Origin of the sequence: Rahnella sp. BCC 1045 (genome assembly GCF_019049615.1) — a bacterium.
Taxonomy (GTDB): domain Bacteria; phylum Pseudomonadota; class Gammaproteobacteria; order Enterobacterales; family Enterobacteriaceae; genus Rahnella; species Rahnella contaminans.
Window position 1 is genome coordinate 119,513 of record NZ_JAFMOZ010000145.1, and the last position, 19,038, is coordinate 138,550.

The following is a 19,038-nucleotide window of genomic DNA, read 5'->3' on the forward strand; positions in this document are numbered from 1 at the left end:
TGCAGTGTTCAATGTGGATCCGCGCAAACACTGTCTGAGCTTAATTGTTCAGGCGGTGTTTTTGGCTATCCCATGAGATTGCCGCCTTTTCTGTCAGATGAAGCACCGACTTCGACTGGCTGAAACCTTCTGTTGCCGAGGAACTCGCATATTTTATGAAGCCAATTTTTAGCAGGGGGCCTTCCCTGCAACTGCGACTTTTTTTGGCTATTCTTACGGCCATTGTCCTGATTGTTGCCGACAGTAAGATAGGTACGTTTGTTAAAATCCGCACCTATATGGATACTGCCGTAAGTCCCTTCTATTTCCTATCTAACGCCCCGCGTGAATTTTTAGATCAGGTTTCCTCGACTTTTGCGACACGTGGCCAGCTTGAATTGGAAAACCGCGCACTGCGTCAGGAATTGCTGTTGAAAAACAGCGATCTGATGTTGCTTGGTCAGTACAAACAAGAAAACGCCCGTTTGCGTGAATTGCTGGGTTCACCACTGCGTCAGGACGAGCACAAGATGGTGACGCAGGTACTTTCCACCAGTAATGATCCGTACAGCGATCAGGTTGTCATCGATAAAGGCAGCAACAACGGCGTTTACATCGGGCAGCCGGTGATCAGCGATAAAGGTGTAGTCGGCCAGGTTGTGGCCGTTGCCGCACTGACCAGCCGCGTTCTGCTGATTTGCGATGCTTCCCATGCGTTGCCGATTCAGGTGTTACGTAACGATATCCGCGTGATTGCAGCCGGTAGCGGCTGTGCCGATGACCTGCAGCTTGAGCATCTGCCAAGCAACACTGACATTCGTGTGGGTGACGTGCTGGTGACGTCAGGGTTGGGAGGCCGGTTCCCTGAAGGGTATCCGGTGGGCGTGGTGTCTTCTGTCAAAGTGGATAACCAGCGCGCGTACACCGTCATTCAGGCTCGTCCTACAGCCGGTCTGCAACGTCTGCGCTATCTTCTGTTGTTGTGGGGTTCTGACCGGAATGGCGAACACCCGTTGCCACCGGACGAAGTGCATCGTGTTGCCAATGAGCGTCTGATGCAAATGATGCCACAGGTTCTGCCGCCGCCGGGTGATATGGGGCCTCCGGCACCTGTTCCCGCTCCTGCCACAGGCACGGTGACGGCACCTGTCAGCGCTCCGCCTGCACAGGGAGCCACACAATGAACAGTTACCGGAGCCACGGACGTTGGATTATTTGGCTATCCTTCCTGATAGCCATGTTGCTGCAAGTGATGCCGTGGCCTGAGCAGATTTACATGTTCAGGCCCTCATGGCTGATGCTGATCCTGATTTATTGGGTGATGGCCTTGCCGCACCGCGTCAATGTGGGTACCGGTTTTGTTGTCGGCTTCATCATGGACTTGATCCTCGGTTCAACGCTGGGGATCAGGGCGCTGGCATTTGCGATTACCGCTTATCTGGTCGCCTTTAAATTCCAGTTATTCCGTAATCTGGCACTCTGGCAGCAGGCGCTGATTGTCATGGTGCTTTCACTGGCAGTGGACGTCATGGTGTTCTGGGGGGAATTCCTGGTCGTTAACGTTTCGTTCCGGCCGGAAGTTTTCTGGAGCAGTGTGGTTGACGGTATTCTGTGGCCATGGCTGTTCCTGCTGATGCGAAAAATTCGTCGTCAGTTTGCCGTGCAATGAGGATGTTATGACTGCACTTTATCTGGCCTCCGGCTCTCCGCGTCGCCGTGAATTACTGACTTTGCTGGAACTGCCTTTCGAGCGTCTGTCGACAGATGTGGCAGAAGAACGTCAGCCCGGAGAAGCGCCGCAGGACTATGTTTTACGCCTGGCGAAAGACAAGGCGCAGGCCGGTGTGGCGGTGGCATCAGAAGATTTGCCGGTACTGGGCGCAGATACGATTGTGGTACTTGACGGTAAAGTGTTGGAAAAGCCACGTGACGAAGCGCAAGCCGCTGTTATGCTTAAGGCATTGTCCGGAAAACAGCATCAGGTGATGACCGCCATCGCCTTTGCGGATCGTCGGGATTGCCTCTGTACGCTGGTTGTGACCGATGTCACCTTCCGTTCACTATCCTCCGACGACATTGCACATTATATTCTGAGCGGTGAGCCCATGGATAAAGCGGGCGCTTATGGTATTCAGGGAAAGGGCGGTTGTTTCGTCCGTGAAATTCGCGGCAGTTACTATGCAGTTGTGGGTCTTCCTCTGGTGGAAACTCAGGAACTGCTAAATGAATTTTCTGCCTTACGCGAGCTTAGGAGTAAACATGACAGCTGAATTACTGGTCAATGTCACCCCGTCTGAAACCCGCGTGGCCTACATTGACGGTGGCATTCTGCAGGAAATCCATATTGAGCGTGAGACCAAACGCGGGATTGCCGGCAACATCTATAAAGGACGTATCAGCCGTGTATTGCCTGGGATGCAGGCAGCATTTGTAGATATCGGCCTTGAAAAAGCAGCGTTTTTGCACGCTTCAGACATCATGCCTCACACCGAATGTGTGGCGCGCGATGAGCAGAAAAATTTCCATGTGCGCGATATCGCAGAGCTGGTGCATCAGGGCCAGGATCTGATGGTTCAGGTGGTGAAAGATCCGCTGGGTACCAAAGGCGCGCGCCTGACGACCGACATTACTTTGCCATCCCGTTATCTGGTGTTTATGCCGGGAGCGTCTCACGTTGGTGTCTCCCAGCGCATCGAAAGCGAAGCAGAACGTGACCGCCTCAAACGCATCGTTTCAGAATATTGTGACGAACATGGCGGCTACATAATTCGTACCGCGGCCGAAGGCGTGGGCGAAGAAGAGCTTAAGCAGGATGCTGCGTATTTAAAACGCCTGTGGACCAAAGTCATGGAACGCAAGCGTCGTAACAAAACCAAGTGCAAGCTGTATGGCGAACTGGCGCTGGCGCACCGCGTGCTGCGTGATTTTGCCGGCGAAGCGCTGGACAGGATCCGCGTTGACTCCCGTCTGACCTATGAATTACTTGTGGAATTCACCAGCGAATACATGCCGGAAATGACCAGCAAGCTGGAGCATTACAGCGGCAAACAGCCAATTTTCGATCTGTTTGATGTGGAAAATGAAATCCAGCGTGCGCTCGAGCGCAAGGTTGAGCTGAAATCGGGTGGCTATCTGATCATCGATCAGACCGAAGCCATGACCACCGTGGACATCAACACCGGTGCGTTTGTCGGCCATCGTAATCTGGAAGACACCATCTTCAACACCAACACCGAAGCAACACAGGCTATCGCCCGGCAGCTCCGGTTACGTAATCTCGGTGGCATTATCATCATCGACTTCATTGATATGTCGAATGAAGATCACCGGCGTCGCGTGTTGCACAGCCTCGAGCAGGCATTATCCAAAGACCGCGTCAAAACCGGTATCCACGGTTTCTCCGCGCTCGGTCTGGTGGAAATGACCCGCAAACGTACCCGTGAAAGCGTGGAGCACGTATTGTGCAGCGATTGCCCGACCTGTCACGCGCGCGGCACGGTGAAAACGGTTGAAACGGTGTGCTATGAAATTCTGCGTGAAATCGTGCGCGTGCATCACGCCTACGATTCTGACCGTTTCCTGGTTTACGCTTCTGCGGCCGTGGGGGAGGCGCTGAAAGGCGAAGAATCACATGCGCTGGCCGAAGTGGAAATCTTCGTCGGTAAACAGGTCAAAGTGCAGATTGAACCGCTCTACAGTCAGGAGCAGTTTGACGTGGTGATGATGTGATTTGATGGCCGCAAGCCAGCAACATCGAGAAGTTAAAGGTTTCCATTGCCGTCTGTACGGGTGAAAACCCGTATGGAATGGGAAACAAGGAGAGAAGTTTGAGGCGACTGCCCGGTATTTTATTAACGACCAGCGCAACCCTTGTCGTGATAGTGGCTTTGGTGATCAGTGGCTTGCGTCTGGCATTGCCTCAGCTCACCCGCTTTCAGGCACAACTGGTCAGCAAAGTAGAATCCGCTACGGGCGTGCCGATTGAGTTGTCGCAAATCAGCGCCAGCTGGCAAACTTTTGGCCCTGTCATGGAAATCCGTGGTCTGCATGTGACCCTGCCGGATTCGGACTGGCAGGTTCAGCGCATCACGATGGCGCTCGACGTCTGGCAATCCCTTCTCCATTTCCGCTGGCAGTTCCGCGATCTCACTTTCTATAATTTACAGCTGGATCTCAACAGCACGCTGGGCGGCGATACCAATAAAGGGAACGGCATTCAGCCAAATCGCATCAGCGACATCTTCCTCAGGCAGGTCGATCATTTCGATTTGCGTAACAGCCGTATTTCTTTTCTGACGCCTTCCGGCCCGCGCGCTGAATTCGATATTCCGCAACTGACCTGGCTGAACACGCACAACCGTCACCGGGCCGAAGGGCAGCTGAGTTTATCCAGCTTCAACGGGCAGCACGGCATTGTCCAGGTGCGTATGGATCTCAACGATACCGACGGTCTGCTCAATAACGGCAAAATCTATTTGCAGGCCGACGATATTGATATGAAGCCGTGGTTCAGCCGCTGGCTGCGCAGCAATACCGGTTTAGAAAACGCCAATTTCAGCCTTGCGGCCTGGCTGACGGTGCGTAACGGCGATATTTACGCGGGCGATGCGCTGTTGAAAAACGGCTCGGCGACCTGGAAAACGGGCGCGGATGAACACCGTCTGGACGTTGATAACCTGGCCCTGCACGGCAGCCGTCAGGGCGATGGCTGGCAGGTTGGTACACAACAGCTGAACCTGAAAACTGACGGCATAGAGTGGCCGAAAGGGCGTCTCGAAGCGCTGTACCTGCCTGAAAATAATGATTTCCTCGGGCCCACGCAGGGCGAAGAATTACGTATCCGCGGTACAAATCTGCAACTCGAACGTTTAGGGCCGATTATTCCGACTTTTTCCTTCCTGACACCGTCGCTGCTGGAGCGCTGGCAGGATCTGAAACCGGCAGGGAATGTCGATCGCCTCGCGCTGGATATCCCGCTTAAACAGCCGGATCAGACCCGTTTTGATGCCAGCTGGAATGATGTCAGCTGGCAGCGCTGGGAACTTCTGCCCGGGATTAACCACTTTAAAGGCAGCGTGAAAGGCAGCATGTCGGGCGGGCAACTGATCGTTAATTTACAGGACAGCCTTCTGCCATATGGTGAAATGTTCCGCGCGCCGCTGGACGTGAGTGTGGCAACCGGTACGTTCAACTGGACCAGCGGCAAAGACGGCTGGGCGCTGTCGGGCAAAGACGTGGATGTCAAAGCCAACGCGCTGTGGGCGAAAGGTGATTTCAGCTACAAGCAACCCGCTGAAGGTGAGCCGTGGCTGAACATTCTGGCCGGTATCCGCCTGTATGATGCGGGCCAGGCCTGGCGCTATTTCCCTGAACCGCTGATGGGCAAACATCTGGTGGATTATCTGAGTGGCGCGATTCAGGCCGGGCAGGTGGATAACGCGACGCTGACCTTTAACGGCAATCCGCATCATTTCCCGTTTAAAAAGAACGAAGGGCAGTTTCAGGTTTGGGTTCCGCTGCGCCATTCGACCTTCCAGTTCCAGCCGGAATGGCCTGCGCTGACCGATCTGGATATCGACCTCGACTTCCTGAATGACGGCCTGTTTATGAAAGCCGCGCACACCAAACTGGGCAATGTCGATGGCAACAACGTCGTGGCCAATATTCCGGATTATCTGAAAGAAAAACTGTTCATCGATTCCGACCTGCGCGGGCAGGGTAAAGATATCGGCGATTACTTCATGGATACACCACTTCACGACACGCTGGGTTCTGCATTGCAGGAGCTCCAGATTGGTGGCGAAGTAAATGGTCGCTTACATCTGGACATTCCGCTGGACGGGGAACTGGTACGCGCATCCGGTGGCGTAACGCTTAACGATAACAGCCTGTTTATCAAACCGCTGGACAGCAAAATCAGCCATCTCAGCGGCCAGTTCAGCTACGACAACGGCAATCTTCAAAGCAATCAGTTAACCGGTAACTGGTTCGGGCAACCGATCAACGTGATGTTCAGCACGCAGGAACTGCCGGACGATTTCAAAGTGCAGGTTGGTCTGGATGCTAACTGGCAGCTGTCAAAAATTCCAGGCATGCCTGCCGCGGCGGCCAGCAAAATTTCCGGCGGTACGCCGTGGAAAGGCAACGTCAATATCACCCTTCCGCATAAAGGTACGCCGACGTATACCGTAGACGTGAATGCTGACCTGAAAGATGTAAGCAGTCACTTACCTGATCCTCTGAACAAAAAGCCGGGTCATTCGATGCCGCTGGTGGTGAACGTCAAAGGTGATTTGCACAGCTTTAATCTGGAAGGTGTGCTGGCGGGTAAAAACCATTTCAACAGCCGCTGGTTGCTGGGCAAACAGCTGAAACTGGACCGCGCTTCGTGGCAGGAAAACACCAAAAAAACGCCGCCATTGCCGGATGACAGCAGCCTGACGCTGCATCTGCCACCGCTGGATGGTGAAAACTGGCTTGGCCTGTTGTCGCCGGACAAAGCGACGCAAAGCGCCAGTACTAAACTGTCCGGATTCAGCTTCCCGCACCAGATTATCCTGACCACACCGGCGCTGACGCTGGGCGGGCAGGTCTGGAATGACCTGAAGATTCAGTCGGTTCAGAGCCATCAGGGCATGGAAGTGACTGCCAAAGGTAAAGAAATCGACGGCACGCTGAACATGAATGACAACGGTCCGTGGCTGGTGAATCTGCATTATCTGTATTTCAACCCGCAGTGGACCGTGGACGACGTGGCCAGCAGCGGCCAGCCTGGCGGGAACCCGTTTGCCTCGAGTAAGATTTCTTTCGCGAACTGGCCTGCATTGCAGCTCCGGTGTGAAGCGTGCTGGTTCCTCGGGCAGAACTTCCGCAAGGTGAATGCTGACCTGACGCCGCAGGGCAAATTGCTGATGCTGCGTAACGGCCTGATTGATACCGGTGTGGCAAAACTGGATGTGCAGGGCGACTGGAAGCAGGACGAACAGGGTGAAAATACCGGCCTGAAAGGGAAACTGTCGGGCAAAAATATCGAACAGGCGATGTCCTTCTTTGGCGTGACTACGCCACTTAAAGATGCGCCGTTTAATGTGAACTTCGATCTCCACTGGAAATCGGTGCCGTGGAAGCCGGATATCAGCACGCTGAACGGCACGCTGAAAAACGAGCTGGGCAAAGGCGAAATTGCTGATATTGGTGGCGGTCGCGCCGGACAGTTGCTTCGTCTGGTGAGCTTCGACGCGCTGCTGCGTAAGTTGCGTCTGGATTTCAGCGACACCTTTGGTCAGGGATTCTATTTTGATTCCATCAAATCCACCGCGTGGATTAAAGATGGCACGCTGCACACCGATGACCTGCTGGTTGACGGGCTGGCAGCGGATATCGCCATTACCGGTAAAGTGAATTTCGTAAACCAGCAGCTCGATTTAGAAGCGGTGATTGCGCCGGAAATTTCAGCCACCGTGGGCGTGGCGACGGCATTCGTGATTAACCCGGTGGTCGGCGTGGCTGTTTTTGCGGCCAGTAAAGTGCTGGCACCGCTGTGGAATAAAATCTCGCTGATCCGCTACCAGATTAGCGGGACGATTGCTGAACCGCATATCAATGAAATTTTGCGTAAACCTGCTGTCCCGCCAAAAGAGGCCACCGCGCAGTAACGTTTCCGAGACGGCGCAGGAAAGCTCGTTCGGGCTGTGTTAGGCTGTTAATAACTTTGTAACAATGGATTGTCCGGCAGGCTGACTGATTACCGCAGAGCCAGCACTGCCGGATTTTCGTCTAAAAGAGAGTGAATCTATGAGTCTGGCCTTAGTCAGTGAGCAGTTACTAACTGCCAATAATCTGAGTCATCAGGATCTGTTTTCCGTTTTGGGCCAGTTGTCAGAACGTCGCCTTGATTATGCCGATCTCTTTTTCCAGTCCAGTTTCCACGAAGCCTGGGTTATTGAAGACAGTATCATCAAAGACGGTTCTTACAATATCGACCAGGGCGTCGGTGTCCGTGCGGTCAGCGGTGAAAAAACCGGTTTTGCTTATGCCGATCAGATCACGCTGAACGCGCTGAATCAAAGCGCGACGGCGGCGCGAAGCATCGTCCGCGAGCAGGGCAATGGCAAAGCGCATACGCTGGGCGAAATTGCTTACAAATCCCTTTATACGCCACTGGATCCGCTGCAAAGCCTGCCGCGTGAAGCGAAAATTGAGCTTCTGCACCGTGTCGATAAAATTGCCCGCGCTGCCGATAAACGCGTTCAGGAAGTCAGCGCCAGCATTACCGGCGTCTACGAAACCGTACTGGTCGCCGCAACCGATGGCACGCTGGCGGCGGATATCCGTCCGCTGGTGCGTTTATCTGTCAGCGTGCTGGTCGAGCAGGATGGTCGTCGCGAGCGTGGCTCAAGCGGCGGCGGTGGCCGCGTCGGTTATGATTATTTCCTCGAAACCGTCAATGGTGAAGTGCGCGCAGAAGCCTTCGCCCGTGACGCCGTGCGTATGGCGTTGCTGAACCTGACCGCCGTTGCGGCACCTGCGGGCGGCATGCCTGTGGTACTCGGCGCGGGCTGGCCGGGCGTGCTGTTGCACGAAGCGGTCGGGCATGGTCTGGAGGGCGATTTCAACCGTCGCGGAACGTCAGTCTTCAGTGGCCAGATGGGTAAACTTGTGGCTTCTGAGCTGTGCACGGTTGTTGATGACGGCACAATGCCAGGCCTGCGCGGCTCGCTGGCCATCGATGATGAAGGCGTGCCGGGGCAATACAACGTGCTTATCGAAAACGGCGTGCTGAAAGGCTACATGCAGGACAAACTGAACGCGCGTCTGATGGGCGTTGCGCCAACCGGTAATGGCCGTCGCGAATCCTATGCGCACCTGCCAATGCCGCGTATGACCAATACCTACATGCTGGCCGGGAAATCAACGCCGGAAGATATTATCAGCAGCGTGGAATACGGCTTGTATGCACCGAATTTCGGCGGCGGTCAGGTCGACATTACCTCCGGTAAATTCGTGTTCTCCACCTCTGAAGCCTATCTGATTGAAAAAGGCCGCATCACCAAACCGGTGAAAGGCGCCACGCTGATTGGCTCCGGGATCGAAGCGATGCAGCAGATTTCCATGGTGGGCAACGATCTGGCCATCGATAAAGGCGTGGGCGTGTGCGGTAAAGAAGGTCAAAGCCTTCCGGTCGGTGTCGGTCAGCCAACCCTTAAGCTGGATAATCTGACGGTGGGCGGTACGGCGTAACCTCAGTTTTTTCAGCGATTAGCCTCCCTTTGCGGGAGGCTATTTATTTCCTGCCTAATTCCACTGCGTCACTTTCTTACCCTGCCGGTAACCCTGATACACCTTACTCACCCGTTTGAAATAATCCGTCAGATAATCAATGCAGACCTGCACTTTCAGCGGGAGTTTGTCTTTTTCCGTGTACAGCGCGTACACCGGGCGCGGATCGGACTGGTAGCTTCTGAAAAGGATCTCCACGTCACCGGCGTTAATCTCCTCAATCACCCACATCAGCGGGACATACGCAATGCCAACACCCGCTTTCAGCCAGCGGATCATGGTCTGCGAATCGTTGGTGACGAAACGCCCTTGTGGCGTGATGCGCGTCGAAATGCCTTCCGGTGCGATCAGCTCAAATTCACTGTCGGGACGCACGCTGTATTCCAGCCACGAGAAATTCACCATATCGGCAGGTTTTTCCGGCGTACCGTGCTGCGCCAGATAGCTGCGTGCCGCACACACCACCATCGGCATGGACCCTAATCGGGTGCAAAACAGGCTGGAATCCTGCAACGCACCGACGCGGATCACGACATCCAGCCCGTCGGCGATTAAATCGGGCGCGGGAATGCCGGTGACCAGATTCACCGTCAGGCCGGGATATTCGCCGAGCATTTCGGCGGTCATGGCAGCAAGAACATTTTGTGCCATTGTCGATGAGCTGCCGATGCGCAAAGTGCCGGTCGGCGTGTTATTGAAGGCATACAACTGTTCATGCACTTCACGCACGTCATGCAGCATTTTCCGGCATCCCTGATAGTAAAGCTTCCCGGCTTCTGTCAGGCCGATGCTGCGGGTGCTGCGGTTTAGTAATTTGATTTGTAAGTCATTTTCCAGCTTTGAAATGGTCTGGCTGATGGCGGAAACGCTCATGTCGAGGCGTCGTGCGGCGGCGGTAAAAGAACCGCTTTCCACGACCTGAGCGAATATCGACATGCGTTTTAATCGATCCATTGTTAACTCTGGCTTAAAAGTGATTTAGATCACAGAACGTTGATTACTTGATAATAAGCACGCTAATATACTCGTCCGGGCGATAAAACTCAGGTTTCTGATTTCCTGAATCAATGCTTACCTTCGCACACTTCCCTGGCAACCCCACAGTTTCATTGAGCACTTCCCAGTGAATTATTTATCTCCGGGGACGCGTGGCATTGCCTAAAATAATGAATAATGCGTGCGCGGGACGAGCAGATCTGCCCGCCGTCACTGCTGCTGGTAATAATGTAAGGAATTTTTGATGAGTTTGCTTCCGGTAATGGTGATTTTCGGATTGTCGTTTCCACCGGTATTTTTTGAAATACTGCTGGCGCTGGTGGTGTTTTTCCTGCTCCGGCGGATATTACAACCGACTGGTATTTATGACTTTGTCTGGCATCCGGCTTTGTTTAACACAGCATTATATTGCTGTCTTTTTTACCTGATTTCCCGCTTGTTCGTCTGAGGCCGTTGTGAAAAATTTCTCTATAAAAATAATACGTTATGCAATTACGCTGATTCTTGTCGTTCTGGCTGTCATCGCAATCTTCAGAGCCTGGGCGTTCTATACGGAATCTCCGTGGACCCGTGATGCCAAATTTACCGCTGACGTTGTGTCGATTGCGCCGGATGTGACCGGTTTAATCACTGACGTGCCGGTGATTGATAATCAGCTGGTGACCAAAGGTCAGGTGCTGTTCAAAATTGACCAGCCGCGTTATCAGCAGGCGCTGGACGAAGCGAGTGCTGACGTCGCTTATTATCAGGCGCTGGCCGCCGAGAAAAAACGCGAAGCCGGACGCCGTGTGAAACTGGGCGTTCAGGCAATGTCGCAGGAAGAAATTGATCAGGCGAACAACGTACTGCAAACCGCGCAGCATCAGCTGGCGAAAGCGCAGGCCGCGCGCGATCTGGCGGTACTGGATTTAGAGCGTACCGTGGTTGTCGCACCGGCTGATGGCTGGGTCACCAACCTCACGGTTCATCCCGGCAACTACATTAACCGGGGGTCGACCGCCGTGGCGCTGGTGAAGAAAAACTCTTTCTACATTCTGGCGTATCTGGAAGAAACTAAATTGCCGGGCCTGAAAAAAGGTGACCGTGCGGAAATTACTCCGCTGGGCAGTAACCGCATTATGCACGGCACGGTAGACAGCGTCGCTGCTGCGGTCACCAACAGCTCATCTTCGGCGGCGACCAATGGTCTGGCGACTATCGACAGCAACCTGGAATGGGTGCGCCTTGCGCAGCGCGTGCCGGTGAAAATCGTGCTCGACGATAAAGACCAGCAGCATCCGTACCCGGCGGGGACGACGGCCACCGTCGTAATCACCGGCAGTCATGATCGTAAACGAGATGAAGGTTCTCCGTTCCTTCGTCTCCTGCATCGCCTGAGAGAGTTTGGATAAGGCCGGAAAGATGAATAGCGTACTTATCCCGCGCATACGTTTTGCCTGCAAGCTGACGTTCGCGATCCTCGGCGCGCTGGTTCTCGGATTTTATCTGCAACTCGAGACCCCGCGCTGGTCGGCCATGACCGCCGCCATTGTGACCTCCGGCCCTGCGCTGGTGGCGGGCGGCGAACCTTTTGCCGGTGCTATTCGTCACCGTGGTTTCCTGCGCGTTATCGGGACGTTTATCGGCTGTATCGCGGCGCTGGTGATTGTTATCGCCACCGCCCGCGCGCCGGTCGTGATGCTGCTTTTATGCTGTATATGGGCGGGCATCTGCACCTGGTGGTCTTCACTGGTGCGCATTGAAAACTCCTATGCGCTGGGGCTGGCGGGTTATACCGCGCTGATTATCGTGGTGACTTCCGCCAGCGCACCGTTACAGACACCGCAGTTTGCCGTTGAGCGTTGCAGCGAAATCGTGATCGGTATTTGCTGCGCCATCGTGGCTGACCTGCTGTTTTCTCCGCGTTCCATCAAAAAAGATATCGACCGCGCCGTCAGTCAGCTGATGTTGGATCAGTTTGCGCTGATGCGGATTTGCGTGAATGTCGGCTCTAAAGAAGATATCGACAAATCCTGGAATAATCTGGTCAAAAGCACCACAGCGCTAAACGGTATGCGCGGCAGCCTGATGATGGAATCATCGCGCTGGCAGCGTTGCAATCAGCGTCTGAAGGCGCTGCACAGCACCTCGCTGAGCATGATTACCCAGGCCTGTGAAACCTACCTGATTATGCAGGACACGCCGGAAAGGCTTTCTCCCGAGCTGAAAGCGTTATTTGCTGAACCGGCAGAAACCGTTGCGGATGTTCACCGTCGCCTGAAACAGCTGCGCCAGATTATTACCGGCATGCACAGCGATAACGTACTGGTGACGCTCAGCGCCTGGGCCGGGGCAGGGACCCGTGCGCTGTTGCTGATGAAAGGTGTTCAGACCAACAGCAGCATCAGCAGCATTGAAAGCGGTGTGCTGGAAGGCGAAGTGGTAGTGCGTCCGGTGTCTGCAGAACGGCATCATGCGCTGATCAACGGCCTGCGTACCTTTACTGCGACGGCGATTGGCTGCCTGATGTGGTTGTGGACCGGCTGGACGTCGGCCAGTGGCTGCGTGATTATTATCGCCGTGGTGACCTCGCTGGCGATGCGCACGCCGAACCCGAAAGGCATGGCGATGGATTTTATCGTCGGTATGTTACTGGCGATCCCGGTTGGCTCGATGATGTTTATGCTGATCATGCCTTCGACGCAGCAAAGTCTGTTCCTGCTGTGTCTGATGCTGGGGATTTTCACCTTCTTTATCGGGATCGAAGTCACCAAACGCCGTCTCGGAATGCTCGGTCTGCTGGCGGGCACCATCAATATTCTGGTGCTCAGTAACCCGATGAAATTTAACGTAACGTCGTTTCTCGATAACGCGCTGGGGCAGGCAATCGGGACAGTCATTGCGATGGCTGTGTTGCTGATTATTCGCGATAAGTCCCGCGATAAAACGGGGCGCACATTGCTGAACCGCTTTATGAGCAGTGCAGTATCGGCGCTGACCACCAAGGCGTACCGTCGTCGTGAAAACCACCTTCCGGCGCTTTATCATCAGCTCAATCAGCTGCTGGTCATGTTCCCAAATGACATCGGTAAATACCGCCTGGCGCTGATGCTGATTATCGCTCACCAGCGCATGAAACTCGCCGAAGTGCCGGTGAATGATGAGCTGTCAGCGTTCCATAAGAAAATCCGCAACACGGCAGATCACGTGGTTTCTGCGTCGGGCGAAGGCAAGCGGACTTACTACTACCAGCGTCTGCTCAAGGAGCTGGCTGAGTATCAGCAGAAGCTGGTCGATTACGATGCACCACTGAAAGTGACCGAGCCAGTGCGGCGCCTGACCGAAATGCTACATCGTTATCAGCATTCATTTGTGGCGTAATTGTCTGCAAAAAACATAAGGCCGGTGTTTAACTACACCGGCCTTTTTTATTGTCGTGCTCCGCGCATTATTTCATGAACGCTTCGCGGTCGGCGGCGGTAATCTGACGTATTACCCGACAGGGAACGCCAGCTGCCACCACACCGGCGGGAATGGACTTTGTCACCACGCTGCCCGCGCCAATCACGCTGTTACGGCCAATAGTCACGCCCGGATTCACCATTACACCCGTGCCCAGCCAGACGTTATCTTCAATGACAATCGGCAGGGAGAATTGCTGTCCGGTTGCGCGGATTTCAGGGTCGATCGGGTGACCGGCTGTCGCCAGCGTCACGTTTGGCGCGAACATCACGTTATCGCCAATCGTCACCGTGGCGTCATCCACCACCGTGAGATTGAAGTTGGCGTAGAAGTTCTTGCCGATATGAATATGCGTGCCGTACGCGACGCGCAGCGGCGGCTCGATCCAGCCGTTTTCGCCGATGCTGCCCATCATGTCTTTCAGCAACCGCTGGCGTTTGTCTTCTTCAGACGGGCGGGTCAGATTGTAATCGTACACCCGCTCTTTTCCGGCGCGGCGCTCTTCAGGCAGTCCTTCGCCCATGTCGGTATAAAGCTCGCCAATGTTCATTTTTTCGCGTGTCGACATACTTTCGTCCTTTTTTAAAATGAGTCAGATTGCAGACAGTTTACGGAGTGCCACACGGGCTGTGAACGTATGACATTCAACTTTGCGAGCTGTGTCTCTCAGTGCTGTCTGACAGACGCTTTCTTCTCAGCCGCTATACTTAACGCAATCCCGTGCGTTAAACAGCACAAATCAGGAGGATCCCTAATGTCTGCCCATTCTCAAAAACTGTCCGCGCATCCTTTATTCAAGACCGGCTATTTTGTCGGCGGCGAATGGCATGAAGCCAAAAACACCTTCGATGTCCTGAATCCGGCGAGCGGCGATGTGGTGGCTAAAGTGGCCAAGGCCGGTAAAGCCGAGGCCGAAGCCGCCGTCAAAGCCGCCAGCGATGCTTTCCCCGCATGGCGGAAAACGACTGCAAAAGCCCGTTCGGAGATTTTGCACCGCTGGTATGAACTGATGCTGGAAAACAAACAGTTTCTCGGCGAGCTGATGGTGGCTGAACAAGGCAAACCGCTGAAAGAGGCGCTGGGCGAAGTCGATTACGCCGCCAGCTATCTGCAATGGTTTAGCGAAGAAGCCAAACGCGCCAACGGTGAAATCATTCCGCCGGCCAAATCCGGTTCCCGGATCCTCGCTACGCGCGAACCGGTCGGCGTTGTCGCGGCCATCACGCCGTGGAACTTCCCGCTGGCAATGCTGACCCGCAAACTCGGTCCGGCGCTGGCCGCAGGCTGTACCGGCCTTATCAAACCGGCAAATAATACGCCGCTTTCCGCTTTTGCGTTGTTGCAGCTGGCGAAAGACGCGGGCGTGCCGGATGGCGTCATCAACGGCGTGGCGGGCGATACGCAGGCTATCAGCGGCGTGATTATGGCCAGCGATAAAGTAAGAAAAGTGTCCTTTACCGGTTCTACTGAAGTCGGGAAAACGCTGGTTCGCAACAGCGCCGACACCATGAAAAAAGTGTCAATGGAGCTGGGGGGTAACGCGCCGTATATCGTGTTCGACGACGCTGATATTGAGGCCGCCGTGAAAGGGGCCATCACCTGCAAATTCCGTAACACCGGACAGGTCTGCGTGTGCATCAACCGCATCTACGTTCAGGACGGCGTTTACGAAGCGTTCACCTCGCGCCTGGTCGAAGAAGTGCGCAAGCTGAAAGTCGGTAACGGCATGGATGAAGGCGTGATAGTCGGCCCGCTGATTGACATCAAAGGGCTGGAGAAAGTGGAGGAACATGTTAAAGACGCGCTGGAGAAGGGCGCGAAACTGATGGAAGGCGGGCAGCGACATAAGCTGGGCGGTAACTTCTTCCAGCCGACGGTGATTATCAATGCAACCGACGACATGAAAGTCGCGCGCGAAGAAACCTTTGGTCCGCTGGCAGCCTGTTTCCGTTTCAAAACGGAAGAGGAAGTGATTAAGCGCGCCAATGATACGCCGTTCGGACTGGCCGCGTATTTCTACAGTCAGAATCTGCAACGTATTTTCCGCGTCGCCGATGCAATTGAAAGCGGCATGATCGGCATTAACGAATGTGCTATTTCTAATGAGGCCGCGCCGTTTGGCGGGGTAAAAGAGTCCGGTCTGGGGCGCGAGGGCTCCGTGCTGGGGCTGGAAGAGTATTTGCAGGTGAAAACATTACATTTGGGAAATCTATAAGTCCGCTTTCCCGAAACTCTGTTTTGAGAAACAATATTCAGCAACCGACGGTTTTTCGCATTATAAAAGGGACGTCAATGAAGGCATTCAACGGGCTGCGTTCGCGCACTTTTTCTCGCAATCTGATCATGGCCATCGCCGTCATTCTCGGGCTGGCCGGTGTTGCCGGACACGTTGTCGCAAAATCGACATACAATCAGGGCACAATCGTTGCGGGTACTGATGAACAATCCGTGGTGAATTATTTGCGCCAGAATCACAGATTGCCTGATAACTACATCACCAAGAAAAAGGCACGCGAAGCGGGCTGGGATGCGCGTTCCGGCAACCTGTGCGATGTATTGCCAGGAAAAGCCATCGGCGGCGACCGGTTCTCAAACCGGGAAGGGCGTTTACCGGCGGCTAACAAACGCGTATGGCGTGAGGCAGATATCAACTATCGCTGCGGACGCCGCGGTGCTGACCGCGTGCTGTTTACCAGCGACGGACTGATTTATGTCAGCCGTAACCATTATCAGAATTTTGTTCGGGTGGAGTAATGTCGATGAAAAAAGTGAGCTTCGATTTTAATCACATCCCGGATTTACCCGCATTCTACGGCGAGTTTGCCCGTCAGTTTGAACTGACCGACGAATTCGGCGCGAATCTGGACGCACTTTGGGATGAGGTGACCGGCGGAATAGCGCTGCCGGTTGAAATTGATTTCTTAAATCTGAACGCCAGCCGCAAACGGCGATTTGGTGCGCTGATTCTGCTGTTTGAAGAGGCGGAAGAAGAGCTGGAAGGCGAGTTGCGGCTGAACCTGCTGGAGAAACCTGCCGCGAAAGCGAAAGGCTAAAAAGAAAAAACCCGCCATTTCGGTGACTCAAAAGGCGGGTTTTTATTTTAGTCCTGGCCTTCAGCCAGTTCGCGCAGATACTGGAAAATCTGGCGGTAAGATTTTGGCGGCTTGTTCGTCGCTTTCTCTTTTTGCGCGTTGCGGATCAGCGCGCGAAGTTGCTGACGGTCAGCTTCCGGATAGAGAACTAAAACGGAAGGAATGACATCGTCGCCTTCTTCGACCAGACGGTCACGCAGCATTTCCAGTTTATGGAACAGCGAAACCTGCTGGTTGTGGCGGTTTTTCAGTTTATCCAGCGCGGTCTGGATCGGCTCAACGTCACGGGAACGCAGCATTTTACCGATCAACTGCATCTGGCGGCGACGGCCTTCTTTCTTGATCTTTTGCGCAAGATTGATGGCGGCGCGGAGATCTTCATCCAGCGGCAATTTGTCGAGCGAGTTATTACCCAGATCAACCATTTCTGCACCGAGATCTTTCAGCGCCTCGGCGTCACGTTTGATTTCACTTTTACTGACCCAGATGATCTCATCATCTTCTTCGTTCGCGTTGTTATCCGGAACGTCGTCGTGCCAGTCGTCAATTTTCTTTGTCATGGGCGCTTCCTCTTAACGAGGTAATCCTGTCAGTTTGATTGTGCTTTATTGCTTCGGCCGCATTATGCCACAGTCCTCTATATTCTGTTGCAACTTCGGTTTAACACTCTCGGACTGAAAGCGAAATTATGGCGAGTCTCTGTTAGACTCAAAGGTAATCGTCTTCATAATTCAGTGTAGAACAATCCCTTTTATCTCATAAGCGATGGCATGCCGATGAACGTAGTCAATCAAGTTGCGCAGCAGCGTAAAACCCTGGAACAGGCCGTCTCACAGGCACTGGAGCTGGCGAAAGCAGGCTCAGATGCCGCAGAAGTGGCGGTCAGCAAAACCACCGGTATCGGCGTCAGCACGCGTTTTGGCGAAGTTGAGAACGTAGAATTCAACAGCGATGGTGCGTTAGGCATCACGGTGTATTACCAGAACCGCAAGGGCAGTGCTTCTTCCACCGATTTAAGCCCTGACGCGATTTCCCGCACCGTGCAGGCTGCGCTGGATATTGCCCGTTATACGTCACCGGATCCGTTCGCGGGCGTGGCGGATAAAGAAATGCTGGCCTTCGATGCGCCGGATCTGGATTTATTCCATCCGGAAGAATTGGATCCAGATCGCAGTATCGAACTGGCCGCCCGTGCTGAACAAGCCGCATTGCAGGCGGATAAACGAATCACTAACACTGAAGGCGGCAGTTTCAACAGCCACTACGGCATCCGGGTTTTCGGCAACAGCCACGGTATGTTGCAGAGCTATTGTTCGACGCGTCACTCCATTTCTGCTTCGGTTATTGCTGAACACGAAGGCGACATGGAACGCGATTACGCCTATTCCATCGCCCGTAAAATGAGCGACCTGAAAGACCCTGAATGGGTCGGCGCAGAGTGCGCACGCCGCACGTTATCGCGTCTGGCTCCGCGTAAATTACCGACCATGCAGGCACCGGTTCTGTTCGCTTCCGAAGTGGCGACCGGTTTGTTCGGTCATCTGGTCGGGGCGATCAGCGGCGGCAGCATATACCGCAAATCGTCATTCCTGCTCGACAGCCTCGGCAAGCAAATTTTGCCGGAATGGCTGACCATTGAAGAACATCCGCATCTGCTGCAAGGTCTGGCTTCGACGCCGTTCGACAGCGAAGGTGTGCGCACCGAACGCCGTGATATCGTTAAAGACGGCGTGCTGCAAAACTGGCTGATGACCTGTTATTCCGCGCGTAAACTCGGTCTGCAAACCACCGGCCATGCGGGCGGTATTCACAACTGGCGCATCGCGGGTCAGGGCGATGATTTCGCGGGTATGCTGCGTAAACTCGACAAAGGTCTGGTTGTTACCGAACTGATGGGCCAGGGCGTCAGCGGCGTGACCGGTGACTATTCCCGCGGTGCGGCAGGTTTCTGGGTCGAGAATGGCGAGATCCAGTATCCGGTGAGCGAAATCACCATCGCCGGTAACCTGAAAGATATGTGGCGCAATATGGTCGCCATCGGCAGCGATATTGAAACCCGCAGCAATATTCAGTGCGGCTCTGTGCTGTTGCCTGCGATGAAAATCGCCGGCGAATAATCCTGACTTAAAAGCAGCGATCGCCCGATCGCTGCTTCCTCCTTTACTACCTTTCTTTACAAAAAATTCATCCCGTTTTCCTCTCTCTCAGCCTATTTTTATAAAGCCTTACAAGCAATGTCGTTTTAACTAAC

16 protein-coding genes are annotated in these 19,038 nt (G+C 54.1%); 13 read left to right on the plus strand and 3 right to left on the minus strand.

Going from position 1 to position 19,038, the window contains the following annotated elements; all coding sequences use genetic code 11:
* Positions 1–155: 155 nt before the first annotated feature.
* From mreC to tldD, 6 genes are all read left to right on the plus strand, one after another.
* Complete coding sequence (mreC, locus tag J1782_RS25795) at positions 156–1,163, plus strand: rod shape-determining protein MreC (RefSeq protein ID WP_217154239.1); 1,008 nt, start codon at positions 156–158, stop codon at positions 1,161–1,163.
* Positions 1,160–1,648, plus strand: coding sequence for a rod shape-determining protein MreD (gene mreD / locus J1782_RS25800; RefSeq protein WP_120508332.1), 489 nt, complete (start codon positions 1,160–1,162; stop codon positions 1,646–1,648). Before mreC ends, mreD begins: the two co-directional genes overlap by 4 nt.
* A gap of 7 nt (positions 1,649–1,655) precedes the next feature.
* Complete coding sequence (locus J1782_RS25805) at positions 1,656–2,249, plus strand: nucleoside triphosphate pyrophosphatase (protein WP_152327361.1); 594 nt, start codon at positions 1,656–1,658, stop codon at positions 2,247–2,249.
* Complete coding sequence (rng, locus tag J1782_RS25810) at positions 2,239–3,708, plus strand: ribonuclease G (protein WP_013577287.1); 1,470 nt, start codon at positions 2,239–2,241, stop codon at positions 3,706–3,708. Before J1782_RS25805 ends, rng begins: the two co-directional genes overlap by 11 nt.
* Before the next feature lie 98 nt (positions 3,709–3,806).
* Positions 3,807–7,634 carry an AsmA2 domain-containing protein YhdP gene (gene yhdP / locus J1782_RS25815; RefSeq protein WP_217154240.1) on the plus strand — a complete coding sequence of 1,276 codons (3,828 nt, stop codon included), beginning with the start codon at positions 3,807–3,809 and terminating at the stop codon, positions 7,632–7,634.
* A gap of 139 nt (positions 7,635–7,773) precedes the next feature.
* Positions 7,774–9,219 carry a metalloprotease TldD gene (gene tldD / locus J1782_RS25820; protein WP_165061332.1) on the plus strand — a complete coding sequence of 482 codons (1,446 nt, stop codon included), beginning with the start codon at positions 7,774–7,776 and terminating at the stop codon, positions 9,217–9,219.
* Positions 9,220–9,273: 54 nt separating this feature from the next.
* Here the strand turns inward: tldD and aaeR are convergent, their stop codons facing one another.
* Entirely contained in the window at positions 9,274–10,212 is a 939-nt protein-coding gene (aaeR, locus tag J1782_RS25825; protein WP_217154241.1) for an HTH-type transcriptional activator AaeR, read from the minus strand.
* 286 nt (positions 10,213–10,498) lie between these two features.
* Between aaeR and aaeX the strand changes: the two genes are divergently transcribed.
* Genes aaeX through aaeB form a run of 3 tightly spaced genes read left to right on the plus strand, consistent with a single transcriptional unit; the run spans position 10,499 to position 13,614 of the window.
* Positions 10,499–10,702 carry a p-hydroxybenzoic acid efflux pump operon protein AaeX gene (aaeX, locus tag J1782_RS25830; protein WP_152327355.1) on the plus strand — a complete coding sequence of 68 codons (204 nt, stop codon included), beginning with the start codon at positions 10,499–10,501 and terminating at the stop codon, positions 10,700–10,702.
* A 7-nt stretch (positions 10,703–10,709) separates the two neighbouring features.
* Positions 10,710–11,645 (plus strand): p-hydroxybenzoic acid efflux pump subunit AaeA, encoded by a 936-nt coding sequence (aaeA, locus tag J1782_RS25835; protein ID WP_152327354.1) that lies wholly within the window; start codon positions 10,710–10,712, stop codon positions 11,643–11,645.
* A 10-nt stretch (positions 11,646–11,655) separates the two neighbouring features.
* Entirely contained in the window at positions 11,656–13,614 is a 1,959-nt protein-coding gene (aaeB, locus tag J1782_RS25840; RefSeq protein WP_165061334.1) for a p-hydroxybenzoic acid efflux pump subunit AaeB, read from the plus strand.
* A gap of 67 nt (positions 13,615–13,681) precedes the next feature.
* On the opposite strand, the gene J1782_RS25845 is transcribed toward aaeB, so the two are convergent.
* Positions 13,682–14,263 (minus strand): maltose acetyltransferase domain-containing protein, encoded by a 582-nt coding sequence (locus J1782_RS25845; protein WP_208951006.1) that lies wholly within the window; start codon positions 14,261–14,263, stop codon positions 13,682–13,684.
* Positions 14,264–14,449: 186 nt separating this feature from the next.
* Here J1782_RS25845 and J1782_RS25850 point away from each other — a divergent pair, with 186 nt between their 5' ends.
* From J1782_RS25850 to J1782_RS25860, 3 genes are all read left to right on the plus strand, one after another.
* Positions 14,450–15,910: an NAD-dependent succinate-semialdehyde dehydrogenase gene (locus J1782_RS25850; RefSeq protein WP_217154242.1), complete on the plus strand. Its 1,461-nt coding sequence runs from the start codon at positions 14,450–14,452 to the stop codon at positions 15,908–15,910.
* A 77-nt stretch (positions 15,911–15,987) separates the two neighbouring features.
* Positions 15,988–16,449 carry a ribonuclease domain-containing protein gene (locus J1782_RS25855; protein WP_217154243.1) on the plus strand — a complete coding sequence of 154 codons (462 nt, stop codon included), beginning with the start codon at positions 15,988–15,990 and terminating at the stop codon, positions 16,447–16,449.
* A gap of 5 nt (positions 16,450–16,454) precedes the next feature.
* Positions 16,455–16,748, plus strand: coding sequence for a barstar family protein (locus tag J1782_RS25860; protein ID WP_165061611.1), 294 nt, complete (start codon positions 16,455–16,457; stop codon positions 16,746–16,748).
* Positions 16,749–16,795: 47 nt separating this feature from the next.
* Here J1782_RS25860 and yjgA read toward each other — a convergent pair whose 3' ends face one another.
* A complete protein-coding gene (gene yjgA, locus J1782_RS25865; RefSeq protein ID WP_101074947.1) occupies positions 16,796–17,347 on the minus strand; it encodes a ribosome biogenesis factor YjgA in 552 nt (183 codons plus the stop codon).
* Positions 17,348–17,563: 216 nt separating this feature from the next.
* On the opposite strand from yjgA, the gene pmbA reads away from it, so the two are divergent.
* The gene (gene pmbA, locus J1782_RS25870; RefSeq protein WP_015690526.1) at positions 17,564–18,904 is read left to right on the plus strand and encodes a metalloprotease PmbA; all 1,341 of its coding nucleotides are present in this window, start codon (positions 17,564–17,566) and stop codon (positions 18,902–18,904) included.
* The last annotated feature ends 134 nt before the right edge of the window (positions 18,905–19,038 follow it).

Coding starts and splice junctions, on each gene's coding strand:
- mreC (WP_217154239.1), top strand. CDS start 156: ATGAAGCCAATTTTTAGCAGGGGGCCTTCCCTGCAACTGCGACTTTTT.
- mreD (WP_120508332.1), top strand. CDS start 1,160: ATGAACAGTTACCGGAGCCACGGACGTTGGATTATTTGGCTATCCTTC.
- J1782_RS25805 (WP_152327361.1), top strand. CDS start 1,656: ATGACTGCACTTTATCTGGCCTCCGGCTCTCCGCGTCGCCGTGAATTA.
- rng (WP_013577287.1), top strand. CDS start 2,239: ATGACAGCTGAATTACTGGTCAATGTCACCCCGTCTGAAACCCGCGTG.
- tldD (WP_165061332.1), top strand. CDS start 7,774: ATGAGTCTGGCCTTAGTCAGTGAGCAGTTACTAACTGCCAATAATCTG.
- aaeR (WP_217154241.1), bottom strand. CDS start 10,212: ATGGATCGATTAAAACGCATGTCGATATTCGCTCAGGTCGTGGAAAGC.
- aaeX (WP_152327355.1), top strand. CDS start 10,499: ATGAGTTTGCTTCCGGTAATGGTGATTTTCGGATTGTCGTTTCCACCG.
- aaeB (WP_165061334.1), top strand. CDS start 11,656: ATGAATAGCGTACTTATCCCGCGCATACGTTTTGCCTGCAAGCTGACG.
- J1782_RS25845 (WP_208951006.1), bottom strand. CDS start 14,263: ATGTCGACACGCGAAAAAATGAACATTGGCGAGCTTTATACCGACATG.
- J1782_RS25850 (WP_217154242.1), top strand. CDS start 14,450: ATGTCTGCCCATTCTCAAAAACTGTCCGCGCATCCTTTATTCAAGACC.
- J1782_RS25855 (WP_217154243.1), top strand. CDS start 15,988: ATGAAGGCATTCAACGGGCTGCGTTCGCGCACTTTTTCTCGCAATCTG.
- J1782_RS25860 (WP_165061611.1), top strand. CDS start 16,455: ATGAAAAAAGTGAGCTTCGATTTTAATCACATCCCGGATTTACCCGCA.
- yjgA (WP_101074947.1), bottom strand. CDS start 17,347: ATGACAAAGAAAATTGACGACTGGCACGACGACGTTCCGGATAACAAC.
- pmbA (WP_015690526.1), top strand. CDS start 17,564: ATGAACGTAGTCAATCAAGTTGCGCAGCAGCGTAAAACCCTGGAACAG.